The 18,062-nt window shown below is 36.5% G+C and carries 21 protein-coding genes; 1 reads left to right on the forward strand and 20 read right to left on the reverse strand.

The annotated features are described in order from the left end of the window. Positions 1-27 precede the first annotated feature (27 nt). The 12 genes from recN to accB all read right to left on the reverse strand — a co-directional run bounded on the left by recN (position 28) and on the right by accB (position 12,052). On the reverse strand, positions 28-1,767 hold the full coding sequence (gene recN / locus MHB70_RS19210) for a DNA repair protein RecN (RefSeq protein ID WP_000947741.1): 1,740 nt from the start codon (positions 1,765-1,767) through the stop codon (positions 28-30). A gap of 261 nt (positions 1,768-2,028) precedes the next feature. Beyond that, positions 2,029-2,478: an arginine repressor ArgR gene (gene argR / locus MHB70_RS19215; protein ID WP_001032581.1), complete on the reverse strand. Its 450-nt coding sequence runs from the start codon at positions 2,476-2,478 to the stop codon at positions 2,029-2,031. Between the two features lie 142 nt (positions 2,479-2,620). Continuing rightward, on the reverse strand, positions 2,621-3,463 hold the full coding sequence (locus tag MHB70_RS19220) for a TlyA family RNA methyltransferase (RefSeq protein ID WP_001274740.1): 843 nt from the start codon (positions 3,461-3,463) through the stop codon (positions 2,621-2,623). Positions 3,464-3,466: 3 nt separating this feature from the next. Beyond that, positions 3,467-5,359 (reverse strand): 1-deoxy-D-xylulose-5-phosphate synthase, encoded by a 1,893-nt coding sequence (dxs, locus tag MHB70_RS19225; protein WP_000366442.1) that lies wholly within the window; start codon positions 5,357-5,359, stop codon positions 3,467-3,469. Between the two features lie 301 nt (positions 5,360-5,660). After that, positions 5,661-6,551: a (2E,6E)-farnesyl diphosphate synthase gene (gene ispA / locus MHB70_RS19230; RefSeq protein WP_000150368.1), complete on the reverse strand. Its 891-nt coding sequence runs from the start codon at positions 6,549-6,551 to the stop codon at positions 5,661-5,663. Beyond that, the gene (gene xseB, locus MHB70_RS19235; RefSeq protein WP_000428977.1) at positions 6,551-6,781 is read right to left on the reverse strand and encodes an exodeoxyribonuclease VII small subunit; all 231 of its coding nucleotides are present in this window, start codon (positions 6,779-6,781) and stop codon (positions 6,551-6,553) included. Before xseB ends, ispA begins: the two co-directional genes overlap by 1 nt. After that, positions 6,771-8,129 carry an exodeoxyribonuclease VII large subunit gene (gene xseA, locus MHB70_RS19240; protein WP_061529594.1) on the reverse strand — a complete coding sequence of 453 codons (1,359 nt, stop codon included), beginning with the start codon at positions 8,127-8,129 and terminating at the stop codon, positions 6,771-6,773. Before xseA ends, xseB begins: the two co-directional genes overlap by 11 nt. Before the next feature lie 26 nt (positions 8,130-8,155). Continuing rightward, the gene (folD, locus tag MHB70_RS19245) at positions 8,156-9,016 is read right to left on the reverse strand and encodes a bifunctional methylenetetrahydrofolate dehydrogenase/methenyltetrahydrofolate cyclohydrolase FolD (RefSeq protein ID WP_000226729.1); all 861 of its coding nucleotides are present in this window, start codon (positions 9,014-9,016) and stop codon (positions 8,156-8,158) included. A 23-nt stretch (positions 9,017-9,039) separates the two neighbouring features. After that, positions 9,040-9,432 (reverse strand): N utilization substance protein NusB, encoded by a 393-nt coding sequence (gene nusB / locus MHB70_RS19250; RefSeq protein WP_000830246.1) that lies wholly within the window; start codon positions 9,430-9,432, stop codon positions 9,040-9,042. A gap of 347 nt (positions 9,433-9,779) precedes the next feature. Next, positions 9,780-10,172 carry an Asp23/Gls24 family envelope stress response protein gene (locus tag MHB70_RS19255; RefSeq protein WP_000807630.1) on the reverse strand — a complete coding sequence of 131 codons (393 nt, stop codon included), beginning with the start codon at positions 10,170-10,172 and terminating at the stop codon, positions 9,780-9,782. A 22-nt stretch (positions 10,173-10,194) separates the two neighbouring features. Continuing rightward, a complete protein-coding gene (gene accC, locus MHB70_RS19260) occupies positions 10,195-11,547 on the reverse strand; it encodes an acetyl-CoA carboxylase biotin carboxylase subunit (protein WP_000592880.1) in 1,353 nt (450 codons plus the stop codon). A gap of 16 nt (positions 11,548-11,563) precedes the next feature. Further along, positions 11,564-12,052, reverse strand: coding sequence for an acetyl-CoA carboxylase biotin carboxyl carrier protein (gene accB / locus MHB70_RS19265; RefSeq protein WP_000472854.1), 489 nt, complete (start codon positions 12,050-12,052; stop codon positions 11,564-11,566). A gap of 470 nt (positions 12,053-12,522) precedes the next feature. On the opposite strand from accB, the gene MHB70_RS19270 reads away from it, so the two are divergent. Then, positions 12,523-12,717, forward strand: coding sequence for a hypothetical protein (locus MHB70_RS19270; protein ID WP_000638008.1), 195 nt, complete (start codon positions 12,523-12,525; stop codon positions 12,715-12,717). 125 nt (positions 12,718-12,842) lie between these two features. Here MHB70_RS19270 and MHB70_RS19275 read toward each other — a convergent pair whose 3' ends face one another. Genes MHB70_RS19275 through spoIIIAA form a run of 8 tightly spaced genes read right to left on the reverse strand, consistent with a single transcriptional unit; the run spans position 12,843 to position 18,058 of the window. Continuing rightward, positions 12,843-13,502 (reverse strand): SpoIIIAH-like family protein, encoded by a 660-nt coding sequence (locus MHB70_RS19275; RefSeq protein ID WP_000914719.1) that lies wholly within the window; start codon positions 13,500-13,502, stop codon positions 12,843-12,845. Between the two features lie 15 nt (positions 13,503-13,517). Next, positions 13,518-14,180, reverse strand: a complete 663-nt coding sequence (gene spoIIIAG / locus MHB70_RS19280) for a stage III sporulation protein AG (protein WP_061529595.1) — start codon at positions 14,178-14,180, stop codon at positions 13,518-13,520. Then, the gene (gene spoIIIAF / locus MHB70_RS19285) at positions 14,170-14,802 is read right to left on the reverse strand and encodes a stage III sporulation protein AF (RefSeq protein WP_001161043.1); all 633 of its coding nucleotides are present in this window, start codon (positions 14,800-14,802) and stop codon (positions 14,170-14,172) included. The genes spoIIIAG and spoIIIAF overlap by 11 nt, the downstream gene beginning before the upstream one ends. A gap of 12 nt (positions 14,803-14,814) precedes the next feature. Next, positions 14,815-15,987, reverse strand: coding sequence for a stage III sporulation protein AE (gene spoIIIAE, locus MHB70_RS19290; protein WP_000944633.1), 1,173 nt, complete (start codon positions 15,985-15,987; stop codon positions 14,815-14,817). Between the two features lie 10 nt (positions 15,988-15,997). After that, positions 15,998-16,381 (reverse strand): stage III sporulation protein AD, encoded by a 384-nt coding sequence (gene spoIIIAD / locus MHB70_RS19295; protein ID WP_077393170.1) that lies wholly within the window; start codon positions 16,379-16,381, stop codon positions 15,998-16,000. A 23-nt stretch (positions 16,382-16,404) separates the two neighbouring features. Continuing rightward, positions 16,405-16,608 (reverse strand): stage III sporulation protein AC, encoded by a 204-nt coding sequence (spoIIIAC, locus tag MHB70_RS19300; protein WP_000020914.1) that lies wholly within the window; start codon positions 16,606-16,608, stop codon positions 16,405-16,407. A 14-nt stretch (positions 16,609-16,622) separates the two neighbouring features. Beyond that, on the reverse strand, positions 16,623-17,138 hold the full coding sequence (gene spoIIIAB, locus MHB70_RS19305; RefSeq protein WP_015000953.1) for a stage III sporulation protein SpoIIIAB: 516 nt from the start codon (positions 17,136-17,138) through the stop codon (positions 16,623-16,625). Then, positions 17,132-18,058 (reverse strand): stage III sporulation protein AA, encoded by a 927-nt coding sequence (spoIIIAA, locus tag MHB70_RS19310; protein WP_000665880.1) that lies wholly within the window; start codon positions 18,056-18,058, stop codon positions 17,132-17,134. Before spoIIIAA ends, spoIIIAB begins: the two co-directional genes overlap by 7 nt. Positions 18,059-18,062: the final 4 nt, after the last annotated feature.

The following is an 18,062-nucleotide window of genomic DNA, read 5'->3' on the forward strand; positions in this document are numbered from 1 at the left end:
TCTTCATTTGAGAAAAAAAGCTATCCATTACTGGATAGCCTCTGCTGTCTGTTTAAAATGATGCGCTTGCGTAAGTAACTCTTTCGCATGTTCTGTCGTTAAATCTGTAATTTCCACACCAGAAATCATTCGAGCTATTTCTGTTACTTTATCCTCCATAGTTAAAACGGTAACTGATGTAATTGTCCGATCATTCGCTACCTGTTTTCGAATAAATAAATGCGAATCCGCCATTGAAGCTACTTGAGGTAAGTGCGTAATACAAAGCACTTGTGAGTTTACTGATACACGATAAATTTTTTCCGCAATAGCCTGTGCAACTCGACCACTCACACCAGTATCCACTTCATCAAAAATAACAGATGCAATACCTTGATGTTTAGAAAAAATACTTTTTAAAGCTAAAATAATACGAGATAACTCTCCACCTGAAGCGACCTTTGAAAGTGGTTTTAACGGTTCACCGGGATTCGTTGAAATATAAAACTCCACGTGATCATAGCCGTCCGCCGTAAGGCGCACCGGTGCGCCTTCCACAAGAGGTTCTTCTGCATTTCCTTCTCTCTTCATGATTCTCACTTCAAATTTCGTTTTTTCCATATATAGTTCTTTTAATTCTTGATGAATAGCATTTGTAAGATGCTCTGCAAGTTCATGACGCATATTACTTAACAACGTTGCTTCTTTCAGAATAACACTTTCTAATTCCTTTAACTGCTTCTTCGTCGTTTCAATATGAACGTCTTTATTTTCAATCGTAAAAATTTCTTGCTCAATTTTATCAGCATACGCTAAAATCTCTTCTACATTATTTCCATATTTTCTCTTTAGCATACGAATTTCATTTAAACGTGTTTCAATTTCATCTAGACGATTCGGATCATATTCCATCATATCGAGATTTTCTCTAAGTTGATACGCAACTTCTTCTAATAAGTAATAGCTATTTGCAATTGAATCATGATTTTCTTGATATACTTCATCTAAATGTGTAATACTCTCCATTTGTCCCATTGCACTTCTTACATTATCTAATCCTTGTCCGTCAGCACTTAACGAACGATATGCATCACCTAACGCTTTATAAATCTTTTCAAAATTAGAAATTTGCAATCGTTCCTCAGTTAATTCATTTTCTTCATCCATCTTTAAATCAGCCTTACGGATTTCTTCATGCTGAAATTGAATTAAATCTAAGCGATGTGCCATTTGTTGTTCATTTTCACTTAACGATTTCAATTGTTTTTTTAATTTCTCATAGTCAGCGTAAACAGTTTGATATATATCCAACTGTTTAACAATACGCTCCCCATCAAAATGATCGAGCATAAACAGATGTCGCTCTTCATTCATTAAGTCTTGCGTTTCGTGCTGTCCATGAATATCAACAAGCGTTTTGCCAATCTCTTTTAATATACTAAGGGTGACAAGTTTCCCATTTACACGACATACACTTTTTCCGTTTGCAGCAATATCACGCTTCAAAATAATCATGCCGTCTTCTATTTCTATATCTAACTCTTCTGCCTTTTCAATACATGGATGCTTGTCGTCTTCCACATAAAATAACCCTTCTATCTCAGCTTTTTCTGTTCCGTATCGAACAAATTCCGCTGAACCACGGCCACCTACAAGTAAACTAATCGCATCAATAATAATCGATTTTCCAGCTCCTGTTTCACCACTTAAAACTGTTAAACCTTTTTGAAAAGAAATATTTAATGCCTCAATAATAGCAAAGTTTCTAATCGATAATTCCGATAACAATGCCCCATTCACCTCGTTATAAACTAATCCCCTACTAAGGGCTTTTCTCAGTTCTTTATTCAAATAGTCATACTATATGTTTGTATGTACTCTTCTAACCCGCTCCATTGTACCAAACATTCGTTTTACGGGTCAATCCACCTATTTTCTAATTTTATTCAAACAAAATATTATATTACAATTAAAAATTCACATTTTTAACCGCTAAAAAAATCCTGTTCACTTTCCACTTTACAGAGGAAAGCAAACAAGATTTTTTTGTTACAACATATTTAAGAAACGATCAGAGACAACACCTGTATCCTCAGGTGTACGGCAAATAATTAAGCAAGTATCATCACCACAGATGGTTCCGATGATCTCATCCCACTCTAAATGATCAATAAGTGCTCCAAGTGAATGAGCGTTACCAGGCAATGTTTTTAGCACAAGCATATGTCCTGCCGTGTCTAATTTTACAAATGAATCCACTAGATTTCGTTTTAATTTTTGTAACGGGTTAAACCGTTGATCTGCTGGCAAGCTATATTTATAGCGACCATCATGTAATGGCACCTTCACTAAGTGCAGTTCTTTAATATCGCGCGATACTGTTGCTTGCGTTACATTAAATCCCTCATTACGTAAAATATCAACTAATTCATCTTGTGTTTCGATTTCTTTGTTCGCAATAATTTCCCTGATTTTAATATGGCGCTGACCTTTATTCATACATTTGCACCTCACACTATCTCTTACCATAGTTTAAACATTGGTATACTTCACTTATTTATGTTAACTTATAATTCGTTACTTGTACACAATTGTTTTTACAATCATTATACAATTACAGCAAAAAGAGGAACAACATATGTTATTCCCCTTTTCCTTTTTGTTTTAGAACGTCATGCGCTTCTGTAACAACTTGCTCAATAGAAATTGGAGAATGATTTTTGCCACTCTCATCACGTTCACCATGCCATTTTAAATGAATTAAGAATTCAATATTACCGTCTCCACCCGTAATCGGTGAGAATGTTAAACCTTCTACATCATAGCCTTCTTTTAAAGCAAAATCGACAATCATTTCTACGACAGCTTCATGCACTTTTCTATCACGAACAATGCCTTTTTTCCCAACTTGCTCTCTTCCAGCTTCAAACTGCGGTTTAATTAACGCTGCTACATCACCGTTAAGCATAAGCATTGTTTTTAAAACTGGCAGTATTAGTTTTAATGATATAAATGAAACATCTATACTAGCAAATTGTGGTAAACCACGCTCTAAGTCTGCTGGTGTCACGTAACGGAAATTTGTACGTTCCATTACGACAACACGCTCATCTTGACGCAATTTCCACGCCAATTGATTATATCCTACATCTAATGCATAAGATAGTTTCGCTCCATTTTGAAGCGCACAATCTGTAAAGCCACCAGTTGATGAACCAATATCTATCATAACTTTATCTTGTAAATCTAGATGAAATGTCTCCAGTGCCTTTTCAAGTTTATAACCACCACGGCTTACATACGGCATAACTTGTCCCTTTACCGTAATCTCTGTATCTTGTGGGATCTTCTCTCCTGGCTTATCGAGTCTCATCTCATTCGCATATACGAGTCCAGCCATAATAGCACGTTTCGCTTTCTCACGTGTTTCTATAAGCCCTCGCTCTACTAATAGTACATCTACTCTTTCTTTTTTTGCACTCATTTGTTACGCCCTTTTTTGTTTTGATGGAATCATTGTATGAATACGGTCTACAACAGCATCTGTCGTTAAACCAATTTCTTCTAATAATTTTGTTACACTACCGTGCTCTATGAAACGATCTGGAATACCCATTCTTTCAATTAATGCACTATGGTATCCGTTCTCAGATGCAAATTCAACTACTCCAGTTCCAAAACCACCGATTAAACAAGCTTCTTCAATCGTTAAAATCGGTATATTTTTTCCTAAGAGATCATGTAAATACGCTTCATCCATTGGTTTAATAAAGCGAGCGTTCACTACTTTCACTGAAACTCCAGCCTTTTCAAGACGCTCTGCTGCTTCCATTGCCATTGGAATTGTCGTACCAAATGTTAAAATAGCTGCCTGCGTACCTTCTTTTAACGTTTCCCATGTGCCGATTGGAATTGCCTTTAATTCTTCGTCCATATGAACGCCAAGACCATTACCACGTGCATAACGTAAAGCGATTGGTCCATCTTCATATTGCATCGCCGTATACACTAAATGTTGCCCTTCATTTTCATCTTTTGGCATCATTATTACCATATTCGGTAAATGACGTAAAAACGAGATATCAAATACACCTTGATGTGTTTCACCGTCTGCTCCTACTAATCCAGAGCGATCTATTCCGATGAAAACATTTAAATTTTGACGACATATATCATGAACAACTTGGTCATATGCTCTTTGTAAAAACGTTGAATAAATTGCTAAGAATGGTTTCATCCCTTGCGTTGCCATACCTGCTGCCATTGTTGTAGCATGCTGTTCTGCAATACCTACATCGATCATACGATTCGGGAATTCCTTTTGGAATTTCTCAAGTTTCGATCCAACAGGCATTGCAGGCGTAATTGCAACAATACGCTCATCTTCTCTCGCCAACTTAAGTACTGTTTCACTAACAACAGCACTCCATGCTGGTGCAACTTCCTTCGGTTTAACGAAGTCACCTGACTCAATTTTATACGGGCCTGTTCCATGCCAAGTTCCAATTACGTCACTCTCAGCTGGTTTATAACCTTTTCCTTTTTTCGTAATCACATGAACAAGTACTGGACCTTTTGTTTTCTTTGCATATTGCAACGTTTCGAATAACTTTTCATAATCGTGCCCATCGACTGGACCTAAATATGTAAAGCCTAACTCTTCGAAAAAGACGCCTGATACTAGTAAATATTTAAGACTATCTTTTATTTTCTCTGCTGTTGCAGCCACTTTCCCACCGACTGCTGGGATTTTTTTCAATATATACTCTAGTTCATCTTTTACCCAATGGTATTTTCCTGCGGTACGTAAACGACCAAGTACATTATGAAGCGCACCAACGTTTGGTGCAATTGACATTTCATTGTCATTCAAAATAACAATCATGTCTGTCTTTTCATGCCCAATATGGTTCAATGCCTCTAAGGCCATTCCACCTGTTAAAGCACCATCTCCAATGATTGGTATAACATATTCTTTCGTTTTCTTTAAATCACGTGCTAAAGCCATTCCCATTGCAGCAGATAGTGATGTCGAGCTATGACCTGTTTCCCATACATCGTGCTCACTCTCACAACGTTTTGGAAAACCACATAGACCTTGATATTGCCTTAATGTACCGAATTCCTTCGCACGTCCTGTTAAAATTTTATGTACATAGGATTGATGTCCTACATCCCATAAAAATTTATCTTTCGGACTATCAAATAATTTATGCAGAGCAATTGTGAGTTCTACTACACCTAAGTTAGGTGCAATATGTCCACCTGTTTGAGAGAGCTCTTCAATTAAAAATTTACGAATATCCTCACTCAATCCCTCTAGTTCACTGATAGACATATCTTTCAAAAAACTAGGGTTTTGAATTTGCGTTAGATCCACATGGATCACTCACTTTCATTTCATAATCTGTCAACATGTCAAATATTATAAAAAACATTTACACAACACAAGAAATTTTCTTTTCTATCCTTTATCTTACCCTGCTATCAACCAGTCTATTGTGCCCTAATCCTATTATAAACCATATTTCTTTATGCGTTGAAAAAAATAGCCGCTAACACGAAGTGATAACGGCAATGTAATCTACATATATTTTTGCCAATAACAAGAAAAGAAAAACCTTTTCCTACATTTATATCATAAAATGATGAATGACTCAACAAATGAAAACGCTGTTATATTAGTTATTACGTTTTGCAATCAAATCGCAAATAGATAGTAAATATTCATCTTGTAATTGCAAGGAGCTAATCGCATCTTTTGCTTTTGCAATTGTTTCTTCTAAAATATTCTTTGCTCTATCTACAGTAAATAACGTCGTATATGTGCTCTTTTCGTTGGAAACATCACTACCAATCGGTTTTCCAATCTCTTCTTCGGTTCCTTCTACATCTAAAATATCATCTCGAATTTGGAAAGCTAGGCCAATATTTTTTGCAAACTCAAGTAACTTTTCTTCCTGCTCTTTTGTAGCATTAGAAAGTATCGCTCCTGCAAGTACAGCGAATTCAAGTAGTTTCCCGGTCTTATGCTTATGAATATACTCTAACTCATCAATCGTAAGTTGTTTCCCTTCAGCTTCCATATCCGCCACTTGTCCGCCAACCATTCCTTCCGGCCCAGCTGCTTTTGCAAGCTCAAGTACAAGTCTTACTTTTTTTTCAGCAGAGATTTCTTTTTGCTCATATGCCATAACAATTTGAAAAGCATACGTCAACAAACCATCTCCTGCTAAAACTGCCATTGCTTCACCAAATACTTTATGATTCGTGGGCTTTCCTCTTCTTAAATCATCATCATCCATACAAGGTAAATCATCATGAACTAACGAGTATGTATGTATCATTTCAAGAGCACAAGCTGCACCTACTCCAAGATTTCTTTCTTTCCCAAACGCTTGTAATGTTGCAAATAAAAGTAACGGGCGGAGACGTTTTCCACCCGCTTCCAAAGAATATGCCATCGCTTCACGAAGTACATTTGGACATTGTAATTCATTTGCATAGCTTACAAGCTTCTCTTCTACGAAAGTTTTACTTTCTTTCAAAAAAGTATCAAAAGCGATTGTCACTATGCTTCATCTCCTAAAGCAGTAAACGGTTCAAGCTCTCCATCTTCTCCAAGAATAACTGCCATTTGTTCTTGTACGTTCTTCAACTTCTCATCGCAAAGCTTAGATAATTCCATACCCTCTTTAAAATAAGAAATCGCTTCTTCTAAAGGTACATCACCTTGCTCTAGCTTAGATACGAGATGCTCAAGTTGCGAAATTGCCTCTTCAAAACTCACTTTATTTTCCATTATTCAATTCACGCTCCTCTATGCCTGATACGCTACAATCTAGTATTCCATCTTGTAATTGAACTGAAACAGCATCTCCAAGGCTGATATCTTTCACACTTTTTAACACTTGCTTCTCTTCATCATATACAAGCCCGTACCCTCTCATCATTACTTTAAGCGGACTTAATGCTTCAAGTTTTTGAGCAGCTCTTACAAAGGCAAATTCTTTCGTTTGAAGTAAAGTTTGCATTTCACGTTGTAATTGCTTTTGCAACGTTTCAATCGCTACCTTTGTTTGTATAATTTTTTGAGATGGGTGGTGCTTCTCTAAATAAAATGAAAGCTGTTTTAACTGATTCACCTTTTTATCAATGTAGCGCTCTTTCGCTAAAACAAGCTGTTCTAACGCTCTATCTAATTGCTCTTCCTTTTGTTCATATACTTGTCTTGGATAACGGAATGCATAAGATTTTTGCAATACTTGTAATTTTTCTTCTTTTTTATGTACTAACTCTCTCATTGCTCTTTGCAATCTTAGAGTTCTTTGTAATACCTTTTCTTGTAACTCTATAACGTTCGGTGCTGCTAGTTCAGCTGCTGCAGTCGGTGTTGGTGCACGTAAATCGGCAACAAAATCTGCGATTGTAAAATCTGTTTCATGCCCTACTGCTGAAATAATAGGAATTTCGCTCTTAAAGATTGCTCTTGCAACCACTTCCTCATTGAAAGCCCATAATTCCTCAATAGAACCTCCCCCGCGCCCAACAATTAATACATCTATATCTCCCATTTCATTCGCTGTACGAACCGCTTGTACAATCGAGGGAGCTGCTGACTCCCCCTGTACAAGTACTGGAAATACAATAACATTCCCAATTGGATAACGACGTTTAATCGTTGTTATGATATCACGAATCGCAGCTCCTGTTGGCGACGTAATTACCCCTATTGTTTTAGCATAAGGAGGGATTATTTTTTTATAAACTTGAGAAAACAATCCTTCTTCCTCTAAACGAACTTTTAATTGTTCGTAAGCCAAATGCAAATTTCCGACTCCGTCAGGTTGCATGTCTTGAATATAAATTTGATAAGAACCACTCGCCTCGTAAACAGAGATTTTCCCTTTTACAAGTACCTTCATCCCATTTTCAGGTCTGAATTTAATATTACGATTATGACCCGCAAACATAACCGTTGCGATTCTGGCATTTTCGTCTTTCAATGTAAAATACATGTGACCACGACTATGATTTTTAAAGTTGGAAATTTCACCTTTTAACCAAACAGACTGTAAATGCGGGTCATATTCTATTTTTGTTTTTATATAGCGTGTTAATGCTGTAACGGTTAAATATTGTTTCTCCATTTCTCTCTCCTCATAGCCGACTCAAATTATTTACAAACGACACCTGCGCGTTTGGCAGATTCAACAGTATTATGAAGAAGCATTGTAATCGTCATTGGACCAACACCCTTTGGCACAGGCGTAATGTAACCCGCAACGTCTAACACGTTGTCAAAGTCAACATCACCACAAAGCTTGCCTGTTTCTAATCGATTCACACCAACGTCAATTACAACCGCGCCTTCTTTCATATAATCAGCTGTTACCATTTTAGGTCGTCCAACAGCTACGATTAAAATATCAGCTAACTTCGATAATTCTTTAATATTTTGCGTCTTAGAATGACAATATGTGACAGTTGCATTTTCATTTAAGAACAATTGCCCCACTGGTTTGCCGACAATATTACTTCTTCCAATTATTACAACATGTTTTCCCGAAATATCAAGATTCGTTTCTTTTACTAATTCTACAATACCATGCGGTGTACATGGAAGGAATGTATCTTGTCCCGTCATCATACGTCCCACGCTGATTGGGTGAAATCCATCTACATCCTTTTCTGGTGAAATTCTTTCAATGATAGCTTTTTCTTCAATATGTTTTGGTAAAGGTAATTGCACTAATATGCCATTAATGCGGTCATCGCCATTTAAGCGATCGATTTCAGCAAGCAAACGTTCCTCAGTAATCGTTTCAGGAAGTTCAATTAGCTCAGAATAAATTCCTACTTGTTCACAGCCTTTTTCTTTTCCTTTTACGTAAGAACGAGATGCTGGATCTTCTCCCACTAAAATCACTGCTAATCCTGGTACAATCCCTTGTTCTTTCAACTTCACAACTTCTTCTGTTAATTGTGCTCGTTTTTTCTCCGCAACTTCATTTCCTTTGATGATTACTGCTACCATTTTAAGATTCCCCCTTAAAGAAATTACAGTGTATCTTTTATATTAGATAAAACGCCGTTAATAAAACGACGAGATTCCTCATCCCCAAATGTTTTAGCAATTTCAATTGCCTCGTTAATTGTTACGTTGTGTGGAATTTCTTCCATGTACTTCATTTCATACACAGCTACACGTAAAATACTGCGATCAACAATACTAATACGCTCAAGCTTCCACTTTTTTAAGTTTTGACGAATTGCTGCGTCAATCTCTTCTTTATTGTCTACAAATCCTACAACAAGTGATTCTAAAAACTCATTTGTTTCTTCACCTTCATCTAGCGTATTTTCCACCGCTACCTTCGGTTCTAATTCACCTGTAATATCCATTTGGTATAATGCTTGCATAGCTCTTTCTCTAGCCGTCCTACGTTTCATTGTAACTCTCCTTTATGCTTCAAGTCTTTCCTTATGCTTTGTTATATTATTATAATTTATAAGCCGTCAATTCACTTACTCTTACAGTTTTCATTGATTTTCCAACCTTATAATACAATGATAATAACACAATTTATCGTTTCACACACGGGTTACAAGGCTGAAAAATAATAAAAAGATTAACTTCAAGTTCCATATCTTATCACAATGTACGTTTTTTGGAAAAACGAAACATTTTCTTTTTTATTTCTTATTTTTTGAAATAGTATAACAATTAGAGGATTGTAATTTGTGAAGAAATGAAACGATAAAAAAGATGCCTATGTTACTAGGCACCTTTTTCATTCTTACACTGGTTCAATTTCTGTTTTTTGTGTTTCGAATGTTACGCCAACGATGTGAACATTCACTTCTTTTGGCTCAAGTCCTGTCATTGTAAAGAGTGCTTGGCGAATATTGTCTTGAATCTTTTGTGCAACAACTGGAATTGCTACACCAAAATACATTACAACATAAAGGTCGACGATAATATCTTCGTTTGCTAATTCAACCTTTACACCTTTACCATGATTTTTCTTACCTAACTTCTCAACAACATCTGTAGCAAAATTACCACGCATTGCCGCCACACCTTCTACCTCAGCAGCTGCAATACCTGCAATTACTTCAATTACTTCTGGTGCAATTTCTACTTTACCAAGAGTTGTATCTTGACCCATATCTAACATATGTTCAGCCATGAAAAAAACCTCCTTTAATGTATCACTGCGTCACAAGTTCATGCTCTTCCAAAAACTTCGTATTAAACTCACCTTTTACAAAATCAGGATGATCTAACAATTGCAAATGGAACGGGATTGTTGTATGTACGCCTTCAATGACAAACTCACTGAGTGCACGCTTCATTTTTGCAATTGCCTCTTCACGTGTTTTTCCGTGAACAATTAATTTAGCAACCATCGAATCATAGAAAGGTGGGATTGAATATCCCGGATATACAGCTGAATCGACGCGAATACCAAATCCGCCTGGTGGTAAGTACATTTCTACTTTACCTGGAGATGGCATAAATTTTTTGGCAGGGTTTTCCGCATTAATTCGGCATTCAATTGCCCAACCATTAAATTGTACTTCTTCTTGCTGTAACGATAACTTTTCTCCAGAAGCAACAAGAATTTGCTCTTTAATTAAGTCCATTCCTGTCACCATTTCAGTAACCGGATGCTCAACTTGAATTCTCGTATTCATCTCCATGAAATAAAAGCTTTTCGTTTTATATTCATAAATAAACTCAACCGTACCAGCACCTGTATAATCAACCGCTACCGCCGCTTTAACTGCCGCTTCCCCCATCTGCTTGCGAACATTTTCATCAAGTGCAGGTGATGGACTTTCTTCTAATAGTTTCTGCAAACGGCGCTGAATTGTACAATCACGCTCTCCTAAATGAATGGCATTTCCGTGTGTATCTGCCATTATTTGAATCTCAACATGGCGGAAATCTTCAACGTACTTTTCTAAGTATACACCAGGGTTCCCAAAAGCGGTACTAGCTTCTTGCTGTGTAATTTGAATTCCTTTTACAAGCTCTTCTTCATGACGTGCAACACGAATACCTTTTCCACCGCCACCTGCAGTCGCTTTAATAATAACTGGATATCCAATTTGATTTGCAAGCTCGATCGCTTCCTCGGTATTTTTTATAATCCCTTGTGAACCTGGTACAATCGGAACCCCTGCTTTTTCCATTGTATCACGAGCAACGTCTTTTGTGCCCATCTTTGAAATAGCTTCTGGACTTGGACCGATAAAAATTAAGTTACATTCACGGCATAACTCTGCGAAATCTGCATTCTCTGCTAAAAATCCGTATCCCGGATGGATAGCATCGCAGCCCGTTAACTTCGCAACGCTAATAATGTTCGTCAAATTTAAATAACTTTCTTTTGAAACTGTTGGTCCTACACAATACGCCTCATCTGCAATTTGTACGTGAAGTGACTCTTTATCTGCTTCTGAATAAATCGCAACTGTTTCAATATCCATTTCTTTACAAGCACGAATAATTCGTACAGCAATTTCCCCACGATTGGCTATTAATACTTTTTTTATCATCACAAAGACTCCCTTATTACGCTTTCACAAGAAATAGCGGTTGTCCATACTCAACAAGCTGTCCGTTATTAACAAGAATCTCAACAATTTCGCCCTCTACATCAGCGTCAATTTCGTTAAATAACTTCATAGCCTCGACAATACATACGATAGAATCTTTCGATACCCTGTCTCCAACACTTACATATGGAGGTGTATCAGGTGAAGATGAAGAATAGAATGTACCTACCATTGGTGAGGTAATCTTATGTAGGTTTTCATCTTGAACAGCTTTCTTCTCTTCTTGTTTTGGTGCTTCTACTTGCGCTGCCGCTACTGCTGTTTCAACTTCAACAGATGCTACTGGTTGCATAGCTTGTTTCGCTACAGGTGCTTGCATCGCAACAACTTCATTACCACGCTTTTTCATTTTGATTGTTGTACCGTCTTTTTTGTATTCAAATTCATCAATATTAGAGCTATCAATTAATTTAATTAATTCACGAACTTCTTGAATTTTAAACATGTAAAATCCACTCCCATACTCTTGTTTGTCCCGTTTTTACAGATTCTCATCACTAACACTAGATTGACTGTAAAAATACGATGTATTCTATTAGAAAATTTATTTTATTTACTAATAGAAATATTTACTATTTCCATCTTACGATAAATTTTTTAAACATTCCAATTTATATTTCTTTATAATAAATCGAAACTCCTGTAAAAATATTATTCCAATAAAAAATTTATTACCTAGTAATAATACCAAGTTTCACACGAAATTGGCAAGACCACTTCCTAAAAAACATTCCTTACCTTTTCAAAATGCTACACAGTAAACATATAATTGCCGCTCCACTCTTCACCACATCTATGGTTCATAACATATTTTTACCAAATATTATTTTTTTGTTTACACGCCGTTCATCATTCCTTCATATAAGAATAGTATGTTCAAAGTGTAGAAAATATATTGTATCGAGGTGTGGACATATGATATGGCTCATGCTCTTCTTACCTGCCGTAATGGTTTGGGCATTCGTTCTCTTCATCCACGTCAAATCTGGAAAAAGTAATCATCATCACCATGAACCGCTAATTTTTTATTCACAACGTATTTCTCCATTCCGAGTTGAACATAGTAAAAACACATACAAAGACGAAATAGAAAAAAGCTATCGAAAGTGATAGCTTTTTTCTATTATTATTTTTATCTAATTATTTTGAAGTACTCTATGTTCTTATTTACAAACAATGCGATTAGTAAAAATTAATAATCCGTGGGGGAAATCCCCCACGGATTAAAATTCTACTTATTTTGCTGATGGATCAAATTTCACACCTACATCTTTAGAACCGCCTTCACTTCTTACAAGCTGTATAATTTTATTCGCTTCTTTTTGTGAATGTTTCGCTGCCTTCACTGTTACTCTAATGTCAGTTCCATCAGCTCTTACAAGGGCATCTTTATATCCTCCTTGAGCTTTAATAACTGTTTCAAGTAAACCTTCTTTTGTTTCCATTGTAGCGATTGCATCCATACCATCTTTCGCCTTACTTCTTTCTTCAGCAGTAGCGTTAGAAGACTTTATTACATTTTGTAATTTTTCTCTTTCAGCACTACGCTTATCTTCCATTTGCATACGTAAAGCTGTGAAATTCTCATCACTCGATTGAACTGATACATTCCCCTCTTTTTTACTTGTTTCTTTTTTAGCATTTTCTTTTTTATCTGTCTCTTTATTTGTTGTCTCTTTATTTGGTGTTTCCTTGCTTGGAGTTTCTTTTGTTGTTTCTTTATTTGGCGTTTCGTTTGTTACTGCTTTGTCAGTACCTTGTTTTTCTTGTCCAATCTTTTCACCTGTTGCCGGCGATGCTGTATTCATTTTGTCAGGAGTTGTTACGTAATACACAGATAGTACAACAACTAAACTTAACATTGTTAATAGCCAAACCGTTTGTTTTTTTAACACTTTATTTCCTCCCTATCAATTTTTCGGTGAAACTGAAACACGATGGGCTGGTACATCTAGCAGCCTTATCACAGCTTCTTTTACCAATGCTTTAACTTGTATATTATCCACTCCTTTTGCTACGACGAGAACACCTCGTACTTTCGGTTTCTCTGTCCGTAAAACAACGGGAGTTTCTTTATCACCTTCACGTATAATGACAGTCTTTTCATCAAGAGACTCGTCCTCTACTTCCCTCTTACCGCCTGTTTTATCTGTTTCACCTGTTGTTTGTGAGCGTTTCACTGTATTTTTTTCTAAAATTTTTTCTTCAGATGAATCTAAATTCACCTTAATCGTTACGTCTTTTACTCCTGCTATTTCTTCTAAAGCAGCTTTTAATTCTTGTTCATACGCTTTTTCATATTTTTCTACATTTGACATACTATCATTACTTTTTTGTCCGAAAGTTGGTACGTCTTTTTCTTGGTTTTGAGTTTTTTGTTCTTTAAATACAGGTACTTCTTCTTTTTTACTTGAAAAGAGACTACTAGAAAACATAAGCAAAATTCCAAGTATGAGTAGGACAAGTAAAAACTTAGGTGTTACCTTTTTCCCCTTCTCGTTGCTTTCTTTTTGATCCCCATTCAATAAGTTTCGAAAAAATGAGAACTTCGAATTTTTATCTTTATTGTCCATTTACTCTACCTGTCCTCCCTTCCGTTTGAACTTGGATTTGTTTATTCTCTAGTTGCCACCTGCTTGAAAAGAAATCTTTCATTTCTACATTCGTTTCTTCTACCTTTTTTGGAGGTTCATTCGTATTAATTTCAATTGGCTTTACTGTTTCAATTGCGTCATTTTTACTGCGTTCTTTTTCTTTCAACGTCACAACAACAGATTGAATATCTTTGGCTGACTTTACTTCTTCTACCCTTTCCGTTGCGACTATTTGTATTTCAGAGACTGTCATACCATACTTTTTCTCAAACTCTTTTCCTACTTCTTTTTTCATTTTGGTAGCCATCTCTTCTAAACTATATGCACGTGTTAGAGCTTGTATTTCTTTTTTCTTCGAATCTATTGAATTTTTTACAGATCCCTCTGCTACATACTTTTCTTCATTAAAATTTGCGATTACTTCATTTACATCTGTTTGCAACAGTTTAAAAAGAGGTGTTAAAATTAATACAACTAATAGTAGACTTACGACGAATTTAACGTATTTTTGCAAATTCGAGTTTGGAAGAATAAGATGAAGCATTGTCGCTAAGAGTAAAAAAACGATAATATTTCTAATCCACTCTGTAACAAATTGCATACTCTTCACCTCCTATCGCATCATAAGCGTAATGTTCCCCGCAGCAATAATAATTGTGATACTTAAAAAGAACATAAATGATACGATAGCTAAGCAAGCAAACACGTAAATGATGCTTCGTCCAATGATATCTAAACATTGAATAATTGCTCCTCCGCCAACTGGTTGCAATACTGCTGCTGCGAATTTATAAATAAACGCGATACAAAAAATTTGAATCGCTGGAAAAGCGACAATTAAACATAAAATAACGAGCCCTATAATTCCGACTGTATTTTTTAATAACCCCGACGCACTAATAACAGTATCCGCTGCCTCTGTAAACATCCTTCCAACTACAGGAATAAAGTTCCCTGTTACAAATTTAGCAGTTTTCACAGCTATCCCATCAGCAACCGCTGTCGCTGTTCCTTGTACAGATAATACTCCTAAAAAAATCGTTAAAAAGATCCCGATAATCCCAACGCTAACGTTTTGCAGAAGCTTGGACAATTTCGTAACTTTATATTGATCACTCATCGTACTTACAATACTTAATATCGTTGCAAGTAATAAAAGTGGTAGAACGATGTAATTCATAAGAAGCCCACTCGTATTCATTAAGAAAATGATAATCGGATGAAAAAACGATACAGATACAACACCGCCTCCAGTTGCTATGAGTGCAAGCAAGATTGGTAATAGCGCTAATATGAAATCTACCATTGTTTGTATCGTTTCTCTTGCATATGTCATAACCACATAAAAACTATTTAAAGCAAAAATAATAAGCACCATATATACAACTGCATCGGCAATTTTACTTACACTACTCTTTGAAAAGGCAGATTGCAGTGATTGCAACAATGCACTAAAAATTGTGAGCATAATGAGTGTTCCAAGTAGCTTTCCATTTGCAGCAAGCTCGTGAAACAAATATTTTAATAAACCTAGCATCCATTCTTTTATAGAGAATTCTTTTTCTCCCTTTACAAACTCCATAAAGCTTCCTTTTTGACTCTCTGGTAAATAACCTCCATATTTTGTAACAAGCCCGTCCCAAAATTGCTTCACATCTTCAATTCCGAGCTTATCCAATTGTTGATCAACGACGTTTGTTTCTACAGGAGAAGCTTGTACAACAACCGGTAAAGAAAAGAAAAGGAAGCAAGCAAATAGCAGCTTAGCTCCAAACTTCCTCAACATTCACTCCCCCTTATCCCGTCGGTAAAAATCCGAGAATAGTTTCAATTACGACTGTCAAAATAGGAATTGCCATAACGAGAATTAAGATTTTACCAGCTAGTTCAATTTTCGAAGCGATTGCACCTTGCCCAGCATCTTTTGTAATTTGCGCTCCAAACTCAGCGATATAAGCAATCCCAATAATTTTCAGTAACGTTTCTACATAGACGTTGCTAACTTTCGCTTCACTCGCTACTCTCTCAATCATTTGTAAAATAGAGTGAATTTGATCGATTAAAATAAGAAACATTACGCTACCTACAAAAACAATAAATAACGATGTAATGCTAGATTTATGCTGATTCAAAACAGCTGCTAAAAACGTAGCAACGAGGCCTAATCCGACAATTTGTATAATTTCGATTCGAACCGCCTCCTTTACTGGAAGAGAAAGACACTTTTAATCTTGTCGAACAACGTATTAATTAAAAATGCAACATGGAATAGAATGACGACAAAACCGACAAGGATAACCCAATTTGCAATATCCTCTCGTTTTAATTCTTTTAATACGGTATGAATGAAAGCTAAAACAATGCCGATTCCGGCGATTTGAAATATTAATCCAACATCAATGGACATCGCCTTTCTCCCTCCTATAGCAGTAAAATTACGATAAGTAGCCCCGCTAGTACCCCTAAGCTCTTAATCATTTTTTCATATTGCAGTTGTAACGCTTTCGCTTCTTCTTCCTCTCTCTCTAAATGTGTAATACATAATCGAATATGTTTTTGTTGTGATTCACGATCATGTTGTCCAAGTGTTTCACCAAATTGCTGCAAGATTTCATACTCGGTTTGTTGAAATGCTGTTAACTTCCAATTCTCTTTCAAACTTTCTATCCAAGCTTCCCTTACTGTTTGTTCCCCGTTTTCTAGTTTTTTGGCGAAACTTTGAAATATCCAATTTAATGGCTTGGGCATTTGTTTAACTAATCGTTCGGCGGCTTCAGATAAAGGTGTGTGCCCATACATAATTTCTGCCTCTAATGATTGGAGTGCCGATTTTAATAGTCTAAGTTGCCGCGGCCTCTCACTATATCTTTTTGCGTATGAAAACCCGAAAAAAGTGCTGACCGCAACGATTAACACTGCACCAATTATTTTCACCATACGCCCCCAGCCTTTCGATTCGGTAGTACTGGTTTTCCATATCTATCTTTCACTTGCATAACTGTTCCTGGGCCTCTTGCTTTTGATAACTCCACAAACCTATCAAATATGCCAAGCTCCAGCACTGCCTGTAGCGATGGACGTTTCACAACATCATCATAAGAAAACCCGTGTGCACTTATAAAAAGCTGGACCCCTGCATGCACCGCCTCCATAATTGCTTCAGTATCTTCTTTACGTCCAATCTCATCTACGATCAAAACATCTGGACTCATAGAACGAATCATCATCATCATTCCTTCAGCCTTTGGACATGCGTCTAACACATCTACTCGTGTACCAAATTCATACTGAGGGATTCCTTTCACACATCCAGCAATTTCTGACCGCTCATCAACAATCCCCACTTTGCAAGAAGGAATTTTCGACGTACCAACCCCTTGACTCATGCAACGTGCTACATCTCTTAAAAGTGTCGTTTTCCCCGTTTGCGGCGGGCCAATTACCATCGTGTTTAACCATCTTGATTCATACAAATACGGCAAAAGCGGCTCAGCTATTCCTATTTTTTGACGAGCAATACGAATATTAAATGAAGAGACATCACGAATCATTTTCACTGTACTTTTCTCTGTAATGACTTTTCCCGCTAGGCCAATTCTATGTCCTCCTCGAAGTGTCACATACCCACGTTTCAATTCCTCTTCCATCGTATAAATTGAGAATTGACTTAACTTATTCAATAAGTAACTTGCATCTTCTGCTGTAGCGATATAGTCATAAAAAAACACCTCTCCATGCGCAATACACTCTAGCGGTCTTCCAATTCGAACACGAATTTCCTCTAAAGTATTGTATTGCTTACAACTTTCAACTAACTGTTTCATCATTTTTGGTAAAACCTCTAATACTTCTTTCATAGGC

Source organism: Bacillus sp. FSL M7-1020 (genome assembly GCF_038050415.1).
Classification (GTDB): domain Bacteria; phylum Bacillota; class Bacilli; order Bacillales; family Bacillaceae_G; genus Bacillus_A; species Bacillus_A toyonensis.